This window comes from Thermus brockianus (genome assembly GCF_021462505.1).
GTDB classification, from domain to species: domain Bacteria; phylum Deinococcota; class Deinococci; order Deinococcales; family Thermaceae; genus Thermus; species Thermus hydrothermalis.
On sequence record NZ_JAKEDV010000005.1, the window covers coordinates 41,473 to 59,057 of the forward strand.

General features: G+C 68.5%; 16 protein-coding genes. 9 read left to right on the forward strand and 7 right to left on the reverse strand.

The features are described from left to right. The first annotated feature begins 7 nt into the window (after window positions 1–7). Genes dxs through LXN00_RS07335 form a run of 5 tightly spaced genes read left to right on the forward strand, consistent with a single transcriptional unit; the run spans window position 8 to window position 5,007 of the window. On the forward strand, window positions 8–1,855 hold the full coding sequence (gene dxs / locus LXN00_RS07315; protein WP_234506889.1) for a 1-deoxy-D-xylulose-5-phosphate synthase: 1,848 nt from the start codon (window positions 8–10) through the stop codon (window positions 1,853–1,855). After that, window positions 1,842–2,456, forward strand: a complete 615-nt coding sequence (locus LXN00_RS07320; RefSeq protein WP_234506891.1) for an MBL fold metallo-hydrolase — start codon at window positions 1,842–1,844, stop codon at window positions 2,454–2,456. Before dxs ends, LXN00_RS07320 begins: the two co-directional genes overlap by 14 nt. After that, the gene (locus LXN00_RS07325; protein ID WP_234506893.1) at window positions 2,453–3,442 is read left to right on the forward strand and encodes a DUF4139 domain-containing protein; all 990 of its coding nucleotides are present in this window, start codon (window positions 2,453–2,455) and stop codon (window positions 3,440–3,442) included. Before LXN00_RS07320 ends, LXN00_RS07325 begins: the two co-directional genes overlap by 4 nt. 37 nt (window positions 3,443–3,479) lie before the next feature. Next, entirely contained in the window at window positions 3,480–4,550 is a 1,071-nt protein-coding gene (locus LXN00_RS07330; protein ID WP_234506895.1) for a TIGR04053 family radical SAM/SPASM domain-containing protein, read from the forward strand. Between the two features lie 28 nt (window positions 4,551–4,578). Further along, window positions 4,579–5,007: a c-type cytochrome gene (locus tag LXN00_RS07335; protein WP_234506897.1), complete on the forward strand. Its 429-nt coding sequence runs from the start codon at window positions 4,579–4,581 to the stop codon at window positions 5,005–5,007. A 46-nt stretch (window positions 5,008–5,053) separates the two neighbouring features. On the opposite strand, the gene pyk is transcribed toward LXN00_RS07335, so the two are convergent. From pyk to dnaA, 4 genes are all read right to left on the reverse strand, one after another. Beyond that, complete coding sequence (gene pyk, locus LXN00_RS07340; protein WP_234506899.1) at window positions 5,054–6,478, reverse strand: pyruvate kinase; 1,425 nt, start codon at window positions 6,476–6,478, stop codon at window positions 5,054–5,056. Next, window positions 6,465–7,733 carry a phosphopyruvate hydratase gene (gene eno, locus LXN00_RS07345; protein WP_234506901.1) on the reverse strand — a complete coding sequence of 423 codons (1,269 nt, stop codon included), beginning with the start codon at window positions 7,731–7,733 and terminating at the stop codon, window positions 6,465–6,467. The genes pyk and eno overlap by 14 nt, the downstream gene beginning before the upstream one ends. A 50-nt stretch (window positions 7,734–7,783) precedes the next feature. Next, on the reverse strand, window positions 7,784–8,899 hold the full coding sequence (dnaN, locus tag LXN00_RS07350) for a DNA polymerase III subunit beta (protein ID WP_234506903.1): 1,116 nt from the start codon (window positions 8,897–8,899) through the stop codon (window positions 7,784–7,786). 301 nt (window positions 8,900–9,200) lie between these two features. After that, window positions 9,201–10,514, reverse strand: coding sequence for a chromosomal replication initiator protein DnaA (dnaA, locus tag LXN00_RS07355; RefSeq protein ID WP_234506905.1), 1,314 nt, complete (start codon window positions 10,512–10,514; stop codon window positions 9,201–9,203). Between dnaA and mnmG the strand changes: the two genes are divergently transcribed. Genes mnmG through LXN00_RS07375 form a run of 4 tightly spaced genes read left to right on the forward strand, consistent with a single transcriptional unit; the run spans window position 10,474 to window position 14,656 of the window. Further along, window positions 10,474–12,369, forward strand: coding sequence for a tRNA uridine-5-carboxymethylaminomethyl(34) synthesis enzyme MnmG (gene mnmG / locus LXN00_RS07360; protein ID WP_267962724.1), 1,896 nt, complete (start codon window positions 10,474–10,476; stop codon window positions 12,367–12,369). The two genes, dnaA and mnmG, sit on opposite strands and share 41 nt — an antisense overlap. A 28-nt stretch (window positions 12,370–12,397) precedes the next feature. Further along, a complete protein-coding gene (rsmG, locus tag LXN00_RS07365) occupies window positions 12,398–13,123 on the forward strand; it encodes a 16S rRNA (guanine(527)-N(7))-methyltransferase RsmG (protein WP_234507178.1) in 726 nt (241 codons plus the stop codon). Further along, on the forward strand, window positions 13,117–13,866 hold the full coding sequence (soj, locus tag LXN00_RS07370) for a chromosome-partitioning ATPase Soj (RefSeq protein WP_234506909.1): 750 nt from the start codon (window positions 13,117–13,119) through the stop codon (window positions 13,864–13,866). Before rsmG ends, soj begins: the two co-directional genes overlap by 7 nt. Then, window positions 13,850–14,656 carry a ParB/RepB/Spo0J family partition protein gene (locus tag LXN00_RS07375; protein WP_234506911.1) on the forward strand — a complete coding sequence of 269 codons (807 nt, stop codon included), beginning with the start codon at window positions 13,850–13,852 and terminating at the stop codon, window positions 14,654–14,656. Before soj ends, LXN00_RS07375 begins: the two co-directional genes overlap by 17 nt. On the opposite strand, the gene LXN00_RS07380 is transcribed toward LXN00_RS07375, so the two are convergent. Genes LXN00_RS07380 through LXN00_RS07390 form a run of 3 tightly spaced genes read right to left on the reverse strand, consistent with a single transcriptional unit; the run spans window position 14,644 to window position 17,583 of the window. Continuing rightward, window positions 14,644–16,677, reverse strand: coding sequence for a DNA internalization-related competence protein ComEC/Rec2 (locus LXN00_RS07380; protein ID WP_234506913.1), 2,034 nt, complete (start codon window positions 16,675–16,677; stop codon window positions 14,644–14,646). The genes LXN00_RS07375 and LXN00_RS07380 overlap by 13 nt on opposite strands. Then, window positions 16,664–16,972, reverse strand: a complete 309-nt coding sequence (locus tag LXN00_RS07385) for a ComEA family DNA-binding protein (RefSeq protein WP_234506915.1) — start codon at window positions 16,970–16,972, stop codon at window positions 16,664–16,666. The genes LXN00_RS07380 and LXN00_RS07385 overlap by 14 nt, the downstream gene beginning before the upstream one ends. Beyond that, window positions 16,945–17,583: a YcxB family protein gene (locus tag LXN00_RS07390; RefSeq protein WP_234506917.1), complete on the reverse strand. Its 639-nt coding sequence runs from the start codon at window positions 17,581–17,583 to the stop codon at window positions 16,945–16,947. The genes LXN00_RS07385 and LXN00_RS07390 overlap by 28 nt, the downstream gene beginning before the upstream one ends. Window positions 17,584–17,585: the final 2 nt, after the last annotated feature.

Sequence of the window (17,585 nt, forward strand, 5' to 3'; positions counted from 1 at the left end):
GGTGGGTATGGTCCTGGATAGGGTAAACGACCCCGAAGACCTGAAGCGGCTTAGCCTGGAGGAACTCCAGGAACTAGCCGAGGAGATCCGGAGCGAGATCATCCGGGTCACGGCGCAAAACGGCGGGCACCTGGCAAGCTCCCTGGGGGCGGTGGAGCTGATCCTGGCCCTACACCGCGTCTTCCACTCCCCCAAAGACCGCATCCTCTTTGACGTGGGCCACCAGGCCTACGCCCACAAGTTGGTCACGGGGCGGAAGGACCGCTTCCACACCCTGAGGCAGGAAGGGGGCATCTCCGGCTTCACCAAGGTTTCCGAGTCCGAACACGACGCCATCACCGCTGGCCACGCCTCCACCTCCTTGGCCCACGCCCTGGGCATGGCCATCGCCCGGGACCTCCAGGGGGAGGACTACCACGTGGTGGCGGTGATCGGGGACGGGGCCCTCACCGGGGGCATGGCCCTTGCCGCGCTGAACAAGATCGGGGAGCTGCAAAAGCGGATGCTCATCATCCTGAACGACAACGAGATGAGCATCTCCGAGAACGTGGGGGCCCTCAACAAGTACTTCAAAGAGCTCCAAATTAGGAAGTGGGTCCACGACATGGAAAAGCTGGGGAGAAACGTCCTAGAGCGCATCTCTCCCCAGCTTTTTGGCCTGGTGGACCGGGCGAAGGAAGCGGCCAAGCTCATCCTCCACCAGGAAAACCCCTTCTACGCCTGGGGCCTGCGCTACATCGGCCCCGTGGACGGCCACGACCTGAAGGGCCTCGTGCACATCCTGGAGCACCTCAAGGCCCTGGAGGGCCCCACCCTTCTCCACGTGGTCACCAAGAAGGGCAAGGGGTACAAGGTGGCGGAGGCCGACCCCATCTACTGGCACGGCCCCCCAGGGTTTGACCCCAAGAAGCCGGAGAAGGTTTCCAAGGGCTACTCCTGGAGCCAGGCTTTCGGGGACGCCGTCACCGAGCTCGCCCACCTGGAGCCCAGGCTCTTCGTCATCACCCCGGCCATGCGGGAGGGGTCGGGGCTCGTGCGCTACTCCCTGGAGCACCCCGAGCGCTACCTGGACGTGGGCATCTGCGAGGACGTGGCGGTGACCACGGCAGCGGGCCTGGCCCTAAGGGGCATGAAGCCTGTGGTGGCCATCTACTCCACCTTCCTGCAACGGGCCTACGACCAGGTGATCCACGACGTGGCCATAGAAGCCCTCCCCGTGGTCTTCGCCATAGACCGGGCGGGCATCGTGGGGGCGGACGGGGCCACCCACCACGGGGTCTTTGACATCGCCTACCTGCGCACCATCCCCAACCTGCAGATCGCCGCCCCCAAGGACGCCCTGGAGCTTCGGGCCATGCTGAAGAAAGCCCTGGAGGTGGGAGGCCCCGTGGCCATCCGCTACCCCCGGGACAACGTGGAAAGGGCCCCGGAAGGGGTGTGGCCGGACATCCCTTGGGGGAAGTGGGAGGTGGTGAAGGAGGGAAAGGAAGCCTACATCCTCGCCTTCGGCAAGACCCTGCGGTACGCCCTCGAGGCCGCAGGGGACGACCCCCGGGTGGGCGTGGTCAACGCCCGCTTCCTCAAGCCCCTGGATCGGGAGATGCTGCGGCGGCTCGCCCGCTACAAGCTCCTCACCGTGGAGGACCACCAGAGGATGGGTGGCTTTGGGAGCGCCGTTCTGGAGGCCCTTAACGAGATGGGCCTAAAGCCCGAGGTCAAGGTCTTGGGGCTTCCCGACCGCTTCTTTGAGCACGGGACCATCCCGAGCCTGCACCGCCAGGCGGGCATTGACCCCGAAGGGATCCGCCGGGCCCTGGCGGAGATGGGCCTCGCCCCCGTCCATGAACGGGCCTGAGCGCCTGGCCTTCGCCGCCAACCTTTACCGCGTGGAGGCGGAGGGGGGCTACTTCCTGGTGGACGCCGGGCTCCCTTGGGAGGCGGGGAAACTCCTCTCCCTCTTAGGTTCCCCGCCCCTTTTCCTCTTCCTCACCCACCACCACCTGGACCACGCCGGGGGGGCGAGGGCCCTTTGGGAGCAGTATGGGGTGCCCGTGTTCGCCCACCCCCTGGAGTGGCCCTACCTCACGGGAGAAAAGCCCCGCCCGCCCCTTCCCATCCCCCTCCTGGGCCGCCGGCTCGCCAACCTGGCCCCCCCTCTCCCCAAGGAGGCCCTCCGCCCCGCAGAGGAAGGGACGGCCCTTGCGGGCTGGCGGGTGGTCCACCTCCCCGGCCACACCCTGGGGCAGGTGGGGCTCTTCCGGGAAGGGGTGCTTTTGGCGGGGGACGCCTTAAGGGGCAAGGGCCTCCCGCCCCGCTTCATCAACGAGGACCACGCCCTGGCGAAGAGAACGGTGCGCAAGATCCTGGACCTGGGGGCCCAGCGGGTCTACCCCGGCCACGGGGAGCCGCTTCCCAGGGAGCGGGTGGAGGCCTTGGCCCGTAAACTGGGGGTATGAGAAAGCTCGCCGCTTTAGGGCTCTTCCTCCTTGGAGCCTTGGCCCAGGAGGTGGTGGTCTACCCCGGTTTTGCCGAGGTGAAGGAGCCCGTGCTCCTTCCCCCTTCCGCCTGGGTGTACCTGGCGGGGGAAAAGCTTGGCCGCATGGTGCCGGGCTCGTTGCGCCTCCTCGGGGTGGAGGAGGAGGAAAGGCTTTTCCAGGGTACGGCGGTGCTTTTCCGCTACCGGGGGGAGGGGAGGGCCTGGCTCCGCTATCTCTACACCGGGCTTTCCGGGGAGGTCTTCTACACCCTCGAGGAGGGCAGGCTCACCGCCTGGGCCAGGCTTCGGCTGGAAGGGGAAGCCCTGCCGGCGGAACGCCTCGTCCTTCTGGCGGGGGAGGTGAACCTCCTTCCGGCCAAAGCCCTCCCCGAAGCCGCCTTCCGCACCTTCGGGGAAGCCCAGGAAAGCCCCTTCGGCCTCTTCCGCTACGAGCTTATGCCGAGAAAGCTTCTTCCCGGCACCACGGAAATCCCCTTCCGAAGGGCCGAGGTGGCCCCCACCCGGCTCCTCCGCTACCAGGGCCCCTTCCGCACCGAGGCCTCCATCCCCCTGGAACGGGGCTACCGCTTCAAAGCCCCCTTTCCCTTGGCCCCTGGGGCCTTGGAGGTGGTGGAGGAGGGCCTTTTCCTGGGCCAGGGCCGCCTTCCTGCCACCCTCGAGGGCAACCAGGCCGAGATCTGGCTTGGGCAGGACCTGAGGGCGCGCCTTGGGCGCGCCGTCCGCCTCCTCGCCCAGTCGGAGAAGGAGGCCACCTACCTGGTGGAAACCCGCCTGGAAAACCCCTATCCCTACCCCCTCACCCTATTCCTTGCGGAAACCTTTCCCAAACCCTTCCGCCTGGACTTCCCCGGGGCCACCCTCCTGCCCGAGGGCTACCGCCTGGAGCTTCCCCTAAACCCTCACGAAGCCAAGACCCTCACCTACCGCCTCACCCTTCCCCGCTAGGGACACCTGCCCTTCTCCCCTGTCCTAGGCTAAGGGCATGAAGCCCGACCTCCACCGCTTCCCCCTCTTGGTGGCCTGGGAGATGACCCGGGCCTGCCTCCTCGCCTGCCAGCACTGCCGGGCCTCCGCCGTGCCCGAACCCCTCCCCGACGAGCTCTCCACCGAGGAGGGCCTTAAGCTCCTCCGGGAACTCGCCACCTACACCCCCAAGCCCATCCTCCTCCCCACCGGGGGCGACCCCCTGGCCCGCCCCGACCTCTTCCTCCTCCTGGAGGAAGCCCAGCGCCTAGGCCTCAAGGTGGGCATCACCCCCGCCGTCACCCCGAGGCTCACCCGGGAGGTGGTGGCCCGCTTCCGGGAGCTCGGCGTCCACCAGATGGCCATTTCCCTGGACGGGGCAAGCCCCGAGGCCCACGACGGCTTCCGCGGGGTGCCGGGCACCTTCGCCCTGGCCCTAAAGGCCCTGTCCTGGGCCCAAGAGGTGGGCCTCATGACCCAGGTGAACACCACCGTGACCCGGCGCACCGCAAGGGAGCTTCCCGGGATCGCCGAGATCCTGGCGGAAAAGGGCGTGGCCACGTGGGAGGTCTTCTTCCTGGTGCCCGTGGGCCGGGGAGCCTTGCTGGAGCAACTCTCCCCCGAGGAGTACGAGGAGGTGATGCACCTCCTCTACGACCTCTCCCGCCTTTACCCCTTCAAGGTGCGCACCACGGAAGGCCCCATGTTCCGCCGCCTCGTTCTAGAGCGCCGAAGGAGGGAGGGGGGAGAGGACGGGGCCTTGGTGGGGGAAGGGCGGGGCGTCCACCTTTCCGATGGCTTCGGCTTCGTCTTCGTGGCCGCCAACGGGGAGGTCTACCCCTCGGGCTTCCTCCCCATTCCCGCCGGAAACGTGCGGGAAAAGCCCCTTTTGGCCATCTACCGCGAAAGCCCCCTCTTCCAGGCGCTACGCAACAAAGCCCTGCTCAAGGGCAAGTGCGGGGTTTGCGAGTACCGGGAGATTTGCGGGGGTAGCCGGGCCCGGGCCTATGCGGAAACCGGGGACTACCTGGCCTCGGACCCCCGTTGCGCCCACATCCCCAAAACCTGGGGACAAATGCCCCTGGCGTAGGCCGGCGCAGTCCTCCTATCCTGGAGCCATGCGGCGCCTTTTGCCTCTTATTTTCCTCGCCGGCCTATTCGCGCTCGGGCAAAGCCCGGGGGCCAAGCTCTACTCCGCCAACTGCCAAAGCTGCCACCAGGCCACGGGCCAGGGCATCCCCGGGGCCTTCCCGCCCCTCACCCACCTGGACAAGGTGGTCCAGGCCAAGGGGGGCCGAGAGTACCTCATCCGGGTGGTCCTCTACGGCCTCCAGGGCCCCCTCGCCGTGGAAGGCAAGGCCTACAACGGGGTCATGCCCCCCTTCCGGCAGCTGAAGGACGAGGAGGTGGCGAACCTCTTGAACCACGTCCTCACCACCTTCGCCAAGTCCAAGGCCAAACCCATCACCGCCCAGGAGGTGAAGGCCCAAAGGGCCAAACCCCTCTCCCCGCAGGAGGTGCTCAAGTCCCGTCCCCCGGTCAAATAGACCGGTGTAACTCCCTCCCCCCGGGGCCCCTTGGCCCCGGGCCCTTTTAGCTCACCCGCTCCACCCGGATCAGGTTGGTGGTCCCCCGCACGCCAAAGGGGACCCCGGCGGCGATGACCACCCGCTCCCCCACCTGAGCCAGGCCTAGGGCCTTCACCTCCCTCAGGGCAATCCGCACCATGTCGTCCGTGTCCTCTGGGTCCGGGGCCAGGCGGGGCAGGACGCCCCAGACCAGGGCCAGTTGCCGCTTCACCTCGGGGCTTGGGGTGAGGGCCAGGATGGGCACCTGGGGCCGGGTGCGGGCCACACGCCGGGCCGAGCCCCCGGTGGCGGTGAAGACCACCACGGCCCGGGCCCCCACCGCCTCCACGATGTCGTCCGCCGCCTGGGCGATGGCGTCTTGGGTGGTGGGGGTGGGTGCGGGGCGGAGCACGTTGAGCTTCTGCAAAAACTCCGGGGAAGCCTCCACCGCCCTGGCGATGCGGGCCATCATGGCCACCGCTTCCACGGGGTACGCCCCGGCGGCGGTTTCGGCAGAAAGCATCACCGCATCCGAGCCGTCAAAGATGGCGTTGGCCACATCCGAGGCCTCCGCCCGGGTGGGGCTTGGGTTTTGCACCATGGACTCCAGCATCTGGGTGGCGGTGATCACGGGCTTCCCGGCGGCGATGCACCTCAGGATGAGGCGCTTTTGCACGATGGGAACCTCCTCCAGGGGCATCTCCACCCCCAGGTCCCCCCGGGCCACCATGATGCCGTCCGCCTCCTCCAGGATCTCCTCAAAGCGCTGCACGGCGGAGGGCTTCTCAATCTTGGCCATGAGCTTGGCCCGGGAGCCGTAGCGGGAAAGGTAGTGCCGGGCGAGGAGGAGGTCGTCCCGGGTGCGCACGAAGGAAACCGCCACCCAGTCCACCCCAAGCTCGGCCCCCAGGGCCAGGTCCTGGATGTCCTTCTCGGAGAGGGCGGGGATGGAAAGGTCGGCCCCGGGAACGTTAATCCCCTTGTGGTCGGAGAGGACGCCCCCCACCTCCACCACGGTGTGGATCTCGTCCCCCTCCACCCTCTCCACCCGGAGGCGGATCCGGCCATCGTCCAGGAGGAGGGCCTGTCCGGGAACCACATCCTCGGGCAGGCCACGGTAACTGATGGAGACCTGGGTCTCGTCCCCCTCCACGGGCCTCCGGGTGAGGACGAAGGCTTGGCCCGCCTTGAGCTCCACCCGCCCTTTCTTGAAGCGGCCCACGCGGATCTTGGGGCCTTGGAGGTCCTGGAGGATGGCCAAGCTCTTGTCCAGCTCCTCCTCCACCTCCCGCACCAGGGCCACCCGCTTCCCGTGGTCCTCCGGGGTGCCGTGGCTGAAGTTCAAGCGGAAGACGTCCACCCCCGCCTCCGCCATGGCCCGGATCACCTCCTTGGTGCTGGAGGCAGGCCCCAGGGTAGCCACGATCTTGGTGCGCTTAAAAGGCCCCATAACCGAGGTAGCGGGCCGCCCCGCCCAGGGCCTCCTCAATGCGCAGGAGCTGGTTGTACTTGGCGAGGCGGTCGGAGCGGGAAAGGGAGCCCGTCTTGATCTGCCCGGCGTTCACCGCCACCGCCAAATCGGCGATGAAGCTGTCCTCGGTCTCCCCCGAGCGGTGGCTGATCACCGCCCGGTAGCCGGAGCGCTGGGCCAGGCGGATGGCCTCGAGGGTCTCGGAAAGGGTGCCGATCTGGTTCACCTTGACCAGGATGGCGTTGGCCACCCCCCGCTCAATGCCCTGGCGAAGCCGCTCGGGGTTGGTGACGAAAAGGTCATCCCCCACGAGCTGCACCCGGTTGCCCAAGGTTTCCGTAAGAAGCCGCCACCCCTCCCAGTCGTCCTCCGCCAGGCCGTCCTCAATGGAGCGGATGGGGTACTTCTCCACCCAGGAGGCCCAGAAGGCCACCATCTCCTCGGAGGTGAGGACCTTCCCTTCCCCTTCCAGGTCGTACTTGCCGTCCCGGTAGAACTCGCTCGCCGCCGGGTCCAGGGCCAAGGAAACCTCCTCCCCTGGGGTGTACCCCGCCCGCTCAATGGCGAGGAGGAGAAGCTCCACCGCCTCTTCGTTGCGCTTTAGGTCGGGGGCAAAGCCCCCCTCGTCCCCCACGTTGGTGCTGTAGCCCCGCTCCCGCAAAACCCCCTTGAGGGCGTGGAAGACCTCGGCCCCCATCCGCAAGGCCTCGGCGAAGCTTTCCGCCCCGGCGGGAACCAGCATGAACTCCTGGAAGTCCAGGCGGTTGTCCGCGTGCTTTCCCCCGTTGATCACGTTCATGAGGGGAACGGGCAGGACCACCCCTTGGATCCCACCCAAATAGCGGTAAAGGGGTAGCCCCAAAGCCTCCGCCGCCGCCCGGGCGGTGGCCAGGGAAACGGCCAGGATGGCGTTCGCCCCCAGGTTGGCCTTGTTGGGGGTGCCGTCCAGCTCCAGCATGGCCCGGTCCACCCCTTCCTGGTCCAAGGCGTCCCGGCCGATCAGCTCGGGGGCGATGCGCCCCTCTATGTTCTCCACCGCCCGGCGCACCCCCTTGCCCAGGTAGCGCCTCCCTCCGTCCCGAAGCTCCAAGGCCTCGTGGGTGCCCGTGGAGGCCCCGGAGGGCACCATGGCCCGGCCCCGGGCACCCCCTTCCAGCTCCACCTCGGCCTCCACCGTGGGAAAGCCCCTGGAGTCCAACACTTCCCGCGCCTTGACGCTCACGATCGTGGTCATGGGTTTCCTCCTGCGGCGTGGAAGCGTTTCACGCCTCCTTGGCCCTTAGCTTACACCCTCAAGGGAACCACCACCGCCTGGTACCCTCCTTCCTCCGCCGGGCGCACCAAGCTCGGGCTCGTGGCCCCGGAAAGCCAGAGGGCGGCCTGGCCCGAGATGGGCCCTAGGGCCTCGAGGAGATACCGGGCGTTGTAGGCCACGGCGAGGGGCGTTCCCTCCAAGGCCACGGGAAGCTCCTCCTGGCCCTTGCCGTAGTCCCCTTCAGCGGACAGGAGGACCCGCCCTTCCTGGAAGAAGAGGTCCACCCGGTGGTTCTGCCTGTCCGCCAGAACGCTCACCCGCCGCAAGGCCTCGCGGAAGGCCTCGGCCTCGAGGGTGGCCTTTAGGGGAAACTCCTTGGGGATGACCCGCTCGTAATCGGGGAACTCCCCCTCCATGAGCCTCACCGCCAGGCGCACCCACCCCTCCCCTTCCCGCACCGCCAAGCCCAGGGTGCCTGGGCCCAGGGCCAAGACCACCTCCCCATCCCCCACCCCTTTGAGAACCCGCGCCACCTCGTCCACGCTGCGGGCGGGGACCACCGCCTTCTTCTGGAAGGGCTGGGGCCTTTCCAGCTGGTAAAGGGCCAGGCGGTAGCCGTCCGAGGCCACGCTCCGCACCCCCCTTTCCGAGAACTCCAGCTGGACCCCGCGGAAGATGGCCCGGTACTCCTCGTGGCTTGCGGCGTAGCGCACGTGGGTAAGGGCACGGAGGAGGTCTTCCACCGGCAAGGCGGTCTGCCAAGGGTACGCCTCGGAAGGGCTAGGCTCGGGGAAGGAAAGCTCGGGGTAGCCCTCGGTGGGGGCCAGGGCGAGCCGGGTACGGAAGGTGCCGGACACCAGTTCCAGATCACCCCCCAAGACCAGCTCCACCTGCTCCCCGGGGAGGCTTCGGACCAGTTGGAAAAAGGGCTGGGCGGGCACCAGGTAGCGCCCCTCCCCCTGGACCTCGGCCGGGAGGCCGGCCTCGAGGTCCACCTCCCCGTTGCTCCCGAAAAGCACCAAGGCGTCTTGGCCCAAAGCAAGGCCCAGGTAGGTGAAAAGGGGGTTGGAGCTACGCGAAGGGATGACCCTCTCTAGGAAAGAGAGGCGTTCAGCCAGCAGGTTTTTGGGAAGGACTACACGCATTACCCGTTCCTCCTTTTTCTGCTACTACGACTTTCTTTTTTTAAAGACTTAAAAGGATCGTAGTCGTAGTAGTAGGGCCTGTGGATATGTGGATAAGAGGGTAAAAACCGCGTCCTGTACGGAAAAGGGCTTGTGGATAACTCCTGTGGATAAATGGCCCTGGCCTGTGGATAAGGTGTGGATAACTGGCCAGTTATCCACAGGCCCCAGGAGGGCCCCAGTTTTCCACAAGTTGTCCACAGTGTTATCCACAGGAAAAGCCCGGTTATCCACAGGGTTATCCACAGGTTATCCACAGGGGTCATACCAAGGCCTCCTTAAGCCGGCGGAGGAGGCTTTGCACCTCCCGGTCGCTCTCCGAGAGTTCCTGGATTTTCTGGATGGCGTAGAGGACCGTGGTGTGGTCCCGTCCGCCGAAGAGCTGGCCGATTTCCGGCAGGGAGGAGCGGGTGAGCTCCCGCACCAGGTACATGGCGATCTGCCGCGGGAGGACCACCTCCTTCCGCCTGCCGCCCCCCAGGAGGTCTTCGGGGCGGAGGGCGAAGTGCTCCGCCACCTTGCGCACGATCTCCTCTGGGGCCACCGCCACCTCCCGGGGGGCGAAGATCTCGGAAAGGGCCTTGGCGGCCACGGCCCGGGTGAGCTCCACCCCGTTTAGGGAGGCGTAGGCGATGGCCCGCATGAGGGCCCCTTCCAGTTCCCGGATGTTGGAGGTCACCTGGCGGGCGATGTACTCCAAGACCTCCTCGCTCACCCGTAGGCCCCGTTGCTCGGCGTTCATCTTCAGGATGGCGATACGGGTTTCCAGGTCGGGGGGTTGGATGTCCGTGATGAGGCCCCACTCAAACCGGCTCCGCAGGCGGGCCTCGAGGGTGAGGATGTCCTTGGGGGGGCGGTCGGAGGACAGGATGATCTGCTTGTGGGCCTCGTAAAGGGCGTTGAAGGTGTGGAAGAACTCCTCCTGCGTGCGCTCCTTGCCGGCGATGAACTGGATGTCGTCCACCAAAAGGAGGTCCACGGAGCGGTAGCGCTCCCGGAACTCCGTCATCCGGTCCTCGCGGATGGCGTTGATGAGCTCGTTGGTGAAGGTTTCCGTGGAAACGTATTCAATCTTCAGGTGGGGGAAGCGCTTGGCCACGGAGTGGCCCACGGCGTGCATCAGGTGGGTCTTCCCCAGGCCCACGCCCCCGTAGATGAAAAGGGGGTTGTAGGCCCGCCCGGGGGACTCGGCCACCGCCACCGCCGCCGCATGGGCCATGGAGTTGTTGGGCCCCACCACGAAGTTCTCAAAGGTGTACTTGGGGTTTAGCTTGGGTTGGACGGGTTCGGGAGAGGGGGCGGCCTGGAAGATGTCCTCTTGCACCGGGGTTCCCGGTACCACCTTGAGCTCAAACCGGGGGGCCTGGGCCCCCAGGAGGCTTAGGCCCTCCTGGATGAGCTCGGCGTAGTGCCGCCGGATCCAGTCCATGGCGAAGGAGGTGGGCACCGCCAATTCCAAGACCCCGTCCCGGATGCCCAGGGGGCGGATCCGCTCAAACCAGGTGTGGTACTCCACCTCGGTGATGTTGCGGCGGATGTGCTCCAGGACGTGTTGCCAAACGGCCTCGTGGGTCAAGGCTACCCCCCAGCGTTCCGAGGGTACATTCTACGCCAGGGCCTGGGCTAAAGTGGAGGGCAGGATGGGGTACGACGTGGTGGTGGTGGGTGGGGGGCACGCCGGCCTCGAGGCCGCCTGGGCCGCGGCGGCCTTGGGGGTGCGGGTGGCCCTGGTCACCGTGAACCCGGAGCGCATCGGCACCATGCCCTGCAACCCCGCCGTGGGGGGGCCGGGCAAGAGCCAGTTGGTGGCGGAGGTGGTGGCCCTGGGAGGGCTCATGGGCCGGGCGGCGGACGCCACGGCCATCCACACCCGCACGCTTAACCGCTCCAAGGGGCCTGCGGTGCAAAGCCTTAGGGTCCAGGTGGACCGGGACCTGTACGCCCTTAAGGCGCAGGAGATCCTGGCCGAAAGGCCCATAGAGGTCCTGAGGGGAGAGGTGGCGGCCCTCTGGGTGGAGGGGGGGAGGCTCCTTGGGGTGCGCACCGTGGACGGCCGGGGCATCCCCGCCAAGGCGGTGGTGGTGGCAGGGGGTACCTTTCTGGGCGGGGTGGTCTGGTACGGGCGGCGCTCCCGGCCTGCGGGCAGGCAGGGCGAGCCCCCAGCCCGCTTCCTCTCCCAAAGCCTAAAGGCCGTGGGCCACACCCTCCGCCGCTTCAAGACGGGGACCCCCCCCAGGATCCGGGCGGACTCCGTGGATTTTGAGCGTCTGGAGGTGGTCCCCCCCGAGGTGCCGCCCGGGAGCTTCACGGGAAACCCAGGGCCCCACGCCGCTAGGCTTCCCACCTGGCAGACCCGCACCACGGACAAGACCCACCGGCTCATCCGGGAAAACCTCCACCTCTCCCCCCTCTACGCCGGGGACATCGTGGGGATCGGCCCCCGGTACTGCCCCTCCATAGAGGACAAGGTGGTGCGCTTCGCCGACAAGGAAAGCCACCTCCTCTTCGTGGAGCCCGATGGCCTCGCCACCAGCGAGGTCTACCTCCAGGGGTTTTCCTCTAGCCTTCCCCCCGAGCTCCAGGAGGAGATGGTGCGAAGCCTCCCCGGGTTTGAGGGGGCGGTGATCCAGCGCTACGCCTACGCCGTGGAGTACGACAGCCTGGACCCCACGGAGCTTACCCGGGGCCTCCAGTCCCGCTTCCTCCCCGGGCTTTTCGCCGCGGGCCAGGTGAACGGCACCTCGGGCTACGAGGAGGCGGCGGCCCAAGGGCTTTTGGCGGGGCTCAACGCCGCCCGGTACGCCCTGGGCCTTCCCGAGGTGCACCTCCCGCGGGAAAGCGGCTACATCGGCGTCCTGGTGGATGACCTGGTGGGCCGGGGCACGGACGAGCCCTACCGGATGATGACCTCCCGGGTGGAGCTCCGCCTCCTCTGCCGGGCGGACAACGCCGACGAGCGCCTCACCCCCTTGGCGGTGGCTTGGGGCCTGAGGCCCAGGGAGGACCTCGCCCGGGTGGAGGCCAAGTACCGGCGGGTGGCGGAGGAGCTAAAGCGCCTGGAGGCCTTGCGGATAGATGGGGTAAGCGGCCTCCAGTGGCTCAGGCGGCCGGAGAACACCTACGAAGCCCTGGCGGAGCGCTTCCCGCCCCCCTCTCCCCTGACGCCGGAGGAGGCCTACCAGGTGGAGGTGCGGGCCAAGTATGCGGGCTACATTGAACGGCAGGAGAGGCTAAGGGAGAAGATGCGGGACCTCGAGGCCCACCCCATCCCCGAGGGCCTGGACTTCCCCAAGGTGCCGGGGCTTTCCCGGGAGGCGGTGGAGAAGCTTTCCCGCCTCCGTCCCCGCACCCTGGCCGAGGCCGCCCGGGTGCCGGGGATCCGCGACTCCGACCTCACCGCCCTCCTCGTCCACCTGCGGAGGCTCGCCTGATGTTTCCCGTGAAACAAGGGGGTGGGTGGTGGGCCTGAGCCCGGAGGGCGTGCGGCTTCTCCTGGAAGGGGGGGAGGCCTTGGGCTTGGACCTAAGCCCCCACGTGCCCGCCTTCTCCCGCCTCTACGACCTGTTGCTGGAGGGGAACCGCCGCGCCAACCTCACCGCCTTGCGCACCGAGGGCGAGGTGGTGGTGAAGCACTTCCTGGACTCCCTCACCCTCCTTGTCCTGCCCCTTTGGGAGGGGCCCTTGCGGGTCCTGGACCTGGGCACGGGGGCGGGGTTTCCCGGCCTGCCCCTGAAGATCGTGCGTCCCGAGTTGGAGATCGTCCTCCTGGACGCCACCAGGAAGAAGGTGGACTTCGTGGCGGAGGCGGTGGCCGCCCTAGGGCTAAAGGGGGCCAAGGCCCTTTGGGCAAGGGCGGAGGTCCTGGCCCACGAGCCTGCCCACCGGGAGGCCTACCACCGGGTGGTGGCCCGGGCCGTGGCCCCTATGTGCGTGTTGGCGGAACTGGGCCTTCCCTTCCTCGCCCTGGAGGGGGCCATGGTGGCCCAGAAGGGGCCCAGGGTGGCGGAGGAGCTAGAACCCCTCCCCAAAGCCCTTTCCACCTTGGGCGGGCGCCTGGGGGAGGTGCGGCGCCTTGCCCTCCCTGGGGGGGAGGAGCGGTGCCTGGTGGTCCTCCACAAGGAGGCCCCCACCCCGCCCCGCTACCCCCGGCGTCCCGGCGTTCCCGAGAAGCATCCTTTATGCTAAGGGCCAAGGTGCGGCGGATCGCCTTGGTCAACCAGAAGGGGGGCGTGGGGAAGACCACCACCGCCATCAACCTGGCCGCCTACCTGGCCCGCATGGGCAGGCGGGTGCTCCTGGTGGACCTGGACCCTCAGGGCAACGCCACGAGCGGCCTGGGGGTGCGGGCGGAGCGGGGCGTCTACCACCTCCTCCAGGGAGAAGCCTTGGCGGAACTGGTGAAGGAGGTGGACGGCTTCCACCTCCTTCCCGCCACCCCCGAGCTGGTGGGGGCCACGGTGGAGCTCGCCGAGGCGCCCACGGCCCTAAGGGAGGTCCTGGAGGACCAGGCCTACGAGTTCACCCTCCTGGACGTTCCCCCAAGCCTTTCCCCCATCACCCTGAACGCCCTGGCGGCGGCGGAGGGGGTGGTGGTGCCGGTGCAGGCGGAGTACTACGCCCTGGAGGGGGTGGCGGGGCTTCTCGCCACCTTGGACGAGGTGCGGAGCCGCCTCAACCCCTCCTTGCGCCTCCTGGGCATCCTCATCACCATGTACGATGGCCGCACCCTGCTTTCCCAACAGGTGGAGGCCCAACTAAGGGCCCACTTCGGGGAGAAGGTGTTCTGGACGGTGGTCCCCCGCAACGTGCGCCTGGCGGAAGCCCCTAGCTTCGGCCGCACCATCGCCCAGCACGCCCCCACCTCCCCCGGGGCCCACGCCTACCGCCGCCTGGCCGAGGAGGTGATCGCCCGTGTCCAAGAAGGCTAGCGGCTTAGGGAAGGGCCTCGAGGCCCTCCTGCCCAAGTCCTCAGGAAGCGCCGTGCGCCTTCCTTTAACCGCCATCCGCCCCAACCCCCAACAGCCAAGGCGCCGCTTTTCCGAGGAAAGCCTAGCGGAGCTCGCCGCCTCCATCCGGGAAAAAGGCCTCCTCCAGCCCCTCCTGGTGCGGCCCAAGGGGGACGGGTACGAGCTCGTGGCCGGGGAAAGGCGGTACCGGGCGGCCCTCTTGGCGGGGCTCACCGAGGTGCCCGCCCTGGTGCGGGACCTCACGGACCAAGAGGCCCTGGAGCTCGCCCTGGTGGAAAACCTGCAACGGGAGGACCTCACCCCCTTGGAGGAGGCCCGGGGCTACCAGGCCCTTTTGGGCATGGGCCTCACCCAGGAGGAGGTGGCCAAGCGGGTGGGGAAGGCCCGCTCCACCGTGGCCAACGCCCTTAGGCTCCTCCAGCTCCCCGAGGAGGTCCTGGCGGCCTTGGAGGAGGGGCGGATCACCGCAGGCCACGCCCGGGCCCTCCTGATGCTGGAGCCCGAGGACCGGCTTTGGGGGCTTAGGGAGATTTTGGAGAAGGGGCTTTCCGTGCGCCAGGCGGAGGCCCTGCGGGAGCGGCTTGCCCGGGAGCGGAAAACCCCCGAGCCTTCCCCCTTGGCCTTGGAGCTTTCCCGGCACCTGGGCCTGCCCGTGCGGGTGGTGGGGGGGAAGCGGGGCAAGGTGGTGATCCACTACCGCTCCCCGGAAGAGCTCGCCGCCCTTTTGGAGCGGCTCGGCTACCAGGCGTAGCCGAAAAGGACCCGCACGGCCCCATCCCGGTCGGTGCGGAAGACCTGGACCCCGTGCGCCCGAAGCCGCTTTAGGACCTCGAGGTGGGGGTGGCCAAAGGGGTTTTGGCCCACGCCGACCAGGGCCACCTTGGGCTTGGCCCGGGAAAGCAGGGTTTCGGAGGTGCCCGTGCGGGAGCCGTGGTGGCTCACCTTGAGGACGTCCACCGGGTCCACCCCCAGTTCCCGTTCCACCTCCGCCGGAAGGTCGGCGAGGAGGAGGGCCCGGCCCAGGCCGAAGTCCAGGAGGAGGGCGAGGCCGTCCTGGTTGTCCTCCCCGCTCAGGCGGGCGGGCCAGAGGACCCGGACCTCCCCCTTTCCCACCCGGAAACGGCTACCCGCTCCCGGGTAGAGGGTGGGCACGCCCCGCGCCTTCAGGGCCTGGACCAGGGGGTGGTCCTGGGGGAAGGCGGGGGAGAGGAGGGCGAGGCCTACGGGGAGCTCGTCCACCACCTGGGGAAGGCTTCCCACGTGGTCGGCGTCGGGATGGGTGGCCACGAGGAGCTCCAAGGCCTCCACCCCCAGGGCGCGGAGGGCCCTGAGAAGCTTTTCCGCCTGCTCGGCCCGCCCGCCGTCCACCAGGACCTCCGCCCCGCCCATGCGGGCGAGGAGGGCGTCCCCCTGGCCCACGTCCAGGAGGTGGAGGTCTAAGGGCTTGGGCCAGGCGGCGAGGAGGCTTGCCAGGACGGGGAAGGAGGCGAGGAGGAGCGCCTTGCGCCCCGGCATCCGGCCGTGGAGGGCGAGGAGGAGGGGCGAAAGCCCCAGGTAGTAGAGGGCGAAGCCCAAGGGGGAAACCTCCCCCCAGCGCAAGAGGGGGCCCTTGGCCCCTATCTGGGCGAGGTAGAGAAGGGCCTGCCCTAAGGGCTCCATCAAGGGAGCGAGGAGCCCCCCTAGGAAGAGCTTGAGGAAGCCCAAGGGGACCAGGAGGGCCACCAGGGGAAGGGCAAGGAGGTTGGTGAGGGGGGAGAGGAGGGGCAGGAAGCCGAAGCGGTGGAGGAGGAGGGGGACGAGGAAGGCTTGGGCGGCCAGGGAGGCTGCCAGGGCCAAGGCCACATAGCCTCGAGGCCCCGAAGGCCGCCCCAGGGCGGGGAGGACCAGGGCCAGGCCCAGGACCGCCAGGTAGGAGAGTTGCAGGCCTAGGCTTAGGAGGGCGTGGGGGGCGAGGAGGAGCTGGAGGAAGAGGGCCAGGCCCAGGGCCTGGAGCACCCCGGCCCTCCCTAGGCCGAGGAAAAGCCCCAGGAGGGAGAGGCCCGCCATGAGGCTAGCCCGCACCAGGGAGGGGCTTGGCCCGGCGAGCCAGAGGTAAAAGGGCAGGAGGAGAAGGGCCAGGAGGTACCGCCACCGCCCCAAGGGGAGGAGGAGGACCGTTCCCAAGAGAAAACCCACGTGGAGGCCCGAAAGGGCGAGGAGGTGGGCGAGGCCCGCCTTCTGAAACCCTTCGTAGGCCGCCTCGAGGCCCCGCTTGTCCCCCAGGACGAGGCCCTCGGCGAGCTCCGCCACGGGCGGGGAGAGCCCCTGGACGAGCCGCCTTCGCCAGGCCTCCCGGGGGTCGGGCAGGGGGCTTAGCGCCTCTTGCCGTTCCACGTGAAACACCCCCCGCACGCCCAAGCCATGGAGCCAGCCCCTTTGGTCAAACCCTCCGGGGTTGCGCTTGTCCTCCGGCGGGGCGATGTACCCAACGAGGCGGTAAACCCCGTCGGCGAGGGGCGGGTAGTGGCGCACGTAGAGGCGGTACCCCTCGGCGGAGGCGAAGCCGCCCCGCACGGCAAAGGTCCCCTCTAGCCTCGTCCCGTAGGGGGGCTCGGGGAGGGGGAAGAGGAGCCCCCGGAGGAGCACCAGGGCGAGCCCCGCTGCCAGGGGCAGGCGGAAGAGGGGGAGGAGGGGAAGGGCGAGGAGGAGGGTCCAAGGATGAAGAAGCCCTAAGGCGCCCAAGACCCCGCCTAGGCCAAGCCCCAGGCCCAAGCCTCCCCTAGGGGCGGACATAGGGCCTCAAGCGTTCCAGGGTGGCGGGGCCGATGCCCTTCACCTTGAGGAGATCCTCCACCCGCTCGTAGGGCCTGCCTGCCGCGATGCGGCGGGCCAGGACCGGGCCCACGCCGGGGAGGGACTCCAGCTCCTCGAGGCTCGCCCGGTTGAGGCTAATGGGTTCGGGCGGTGGTGGGGTGAAGGCGGCCTGAACGTAGGTTTCCACCCGCACCGCCTTGGGGCTTGGGACCACCTTGGGCCAGAGGCTGAGGAGGGCCAAGAGGGCTACCGCGAGGAGGTAGCCAAGGACCACTCCGTCAAGGCGAGACCGAGCCCTCCGAGCACCACCCCGGCCAAGGCCCAAGGGTCGGCCCCGGGGTTTAGCGCCACGAAGGCCACGGTATAGCCCAGGGTGAGGAGGGCGAGGACCCGCAGGGGCAGGGCCAAAGGGGTGGCCCGCCTCCTCGGCGCCGCTAGGGAAGGGGTTTCCTTGGGCTCTTCGGGTTCTGGGGCGAGCTCCACGGAGGCCCGTTTGGGGGGTGCCTCCTCTTCCCAAAGGGCGGGTTTTGGGGGTTCAGGAGGGGGGCTGGGCTCGGGGGGTTTGGGCGGCGTAGGGGGTGGGGCGCTCGTGGCCTTGCGGGCCCGGGCCACGTGGGGCTTTAGCCCCTCCAAAAAGGCCTTAAGGTCTTCCAAGGGGAAGGCCTTCAAGGGAATGGGCAGGGAAGCTTCCTCCCCCTGGACCAAGAGGGTGCCCTCCTCCCCCCGGCCCACCCGGCGGATGCGGGCGAGTTCCAAGCGCTTCACGCCCCCTTCGTCCACGAAAACCAGGTGCGTTTCGGTGACCGCCAGGAAACCTCCCGGCCCCTCGAGGCGGGCCAGGGCCTTTTCGCCCAGGCGGGAAAAGGCTTCTTCATACTTGCCCATGG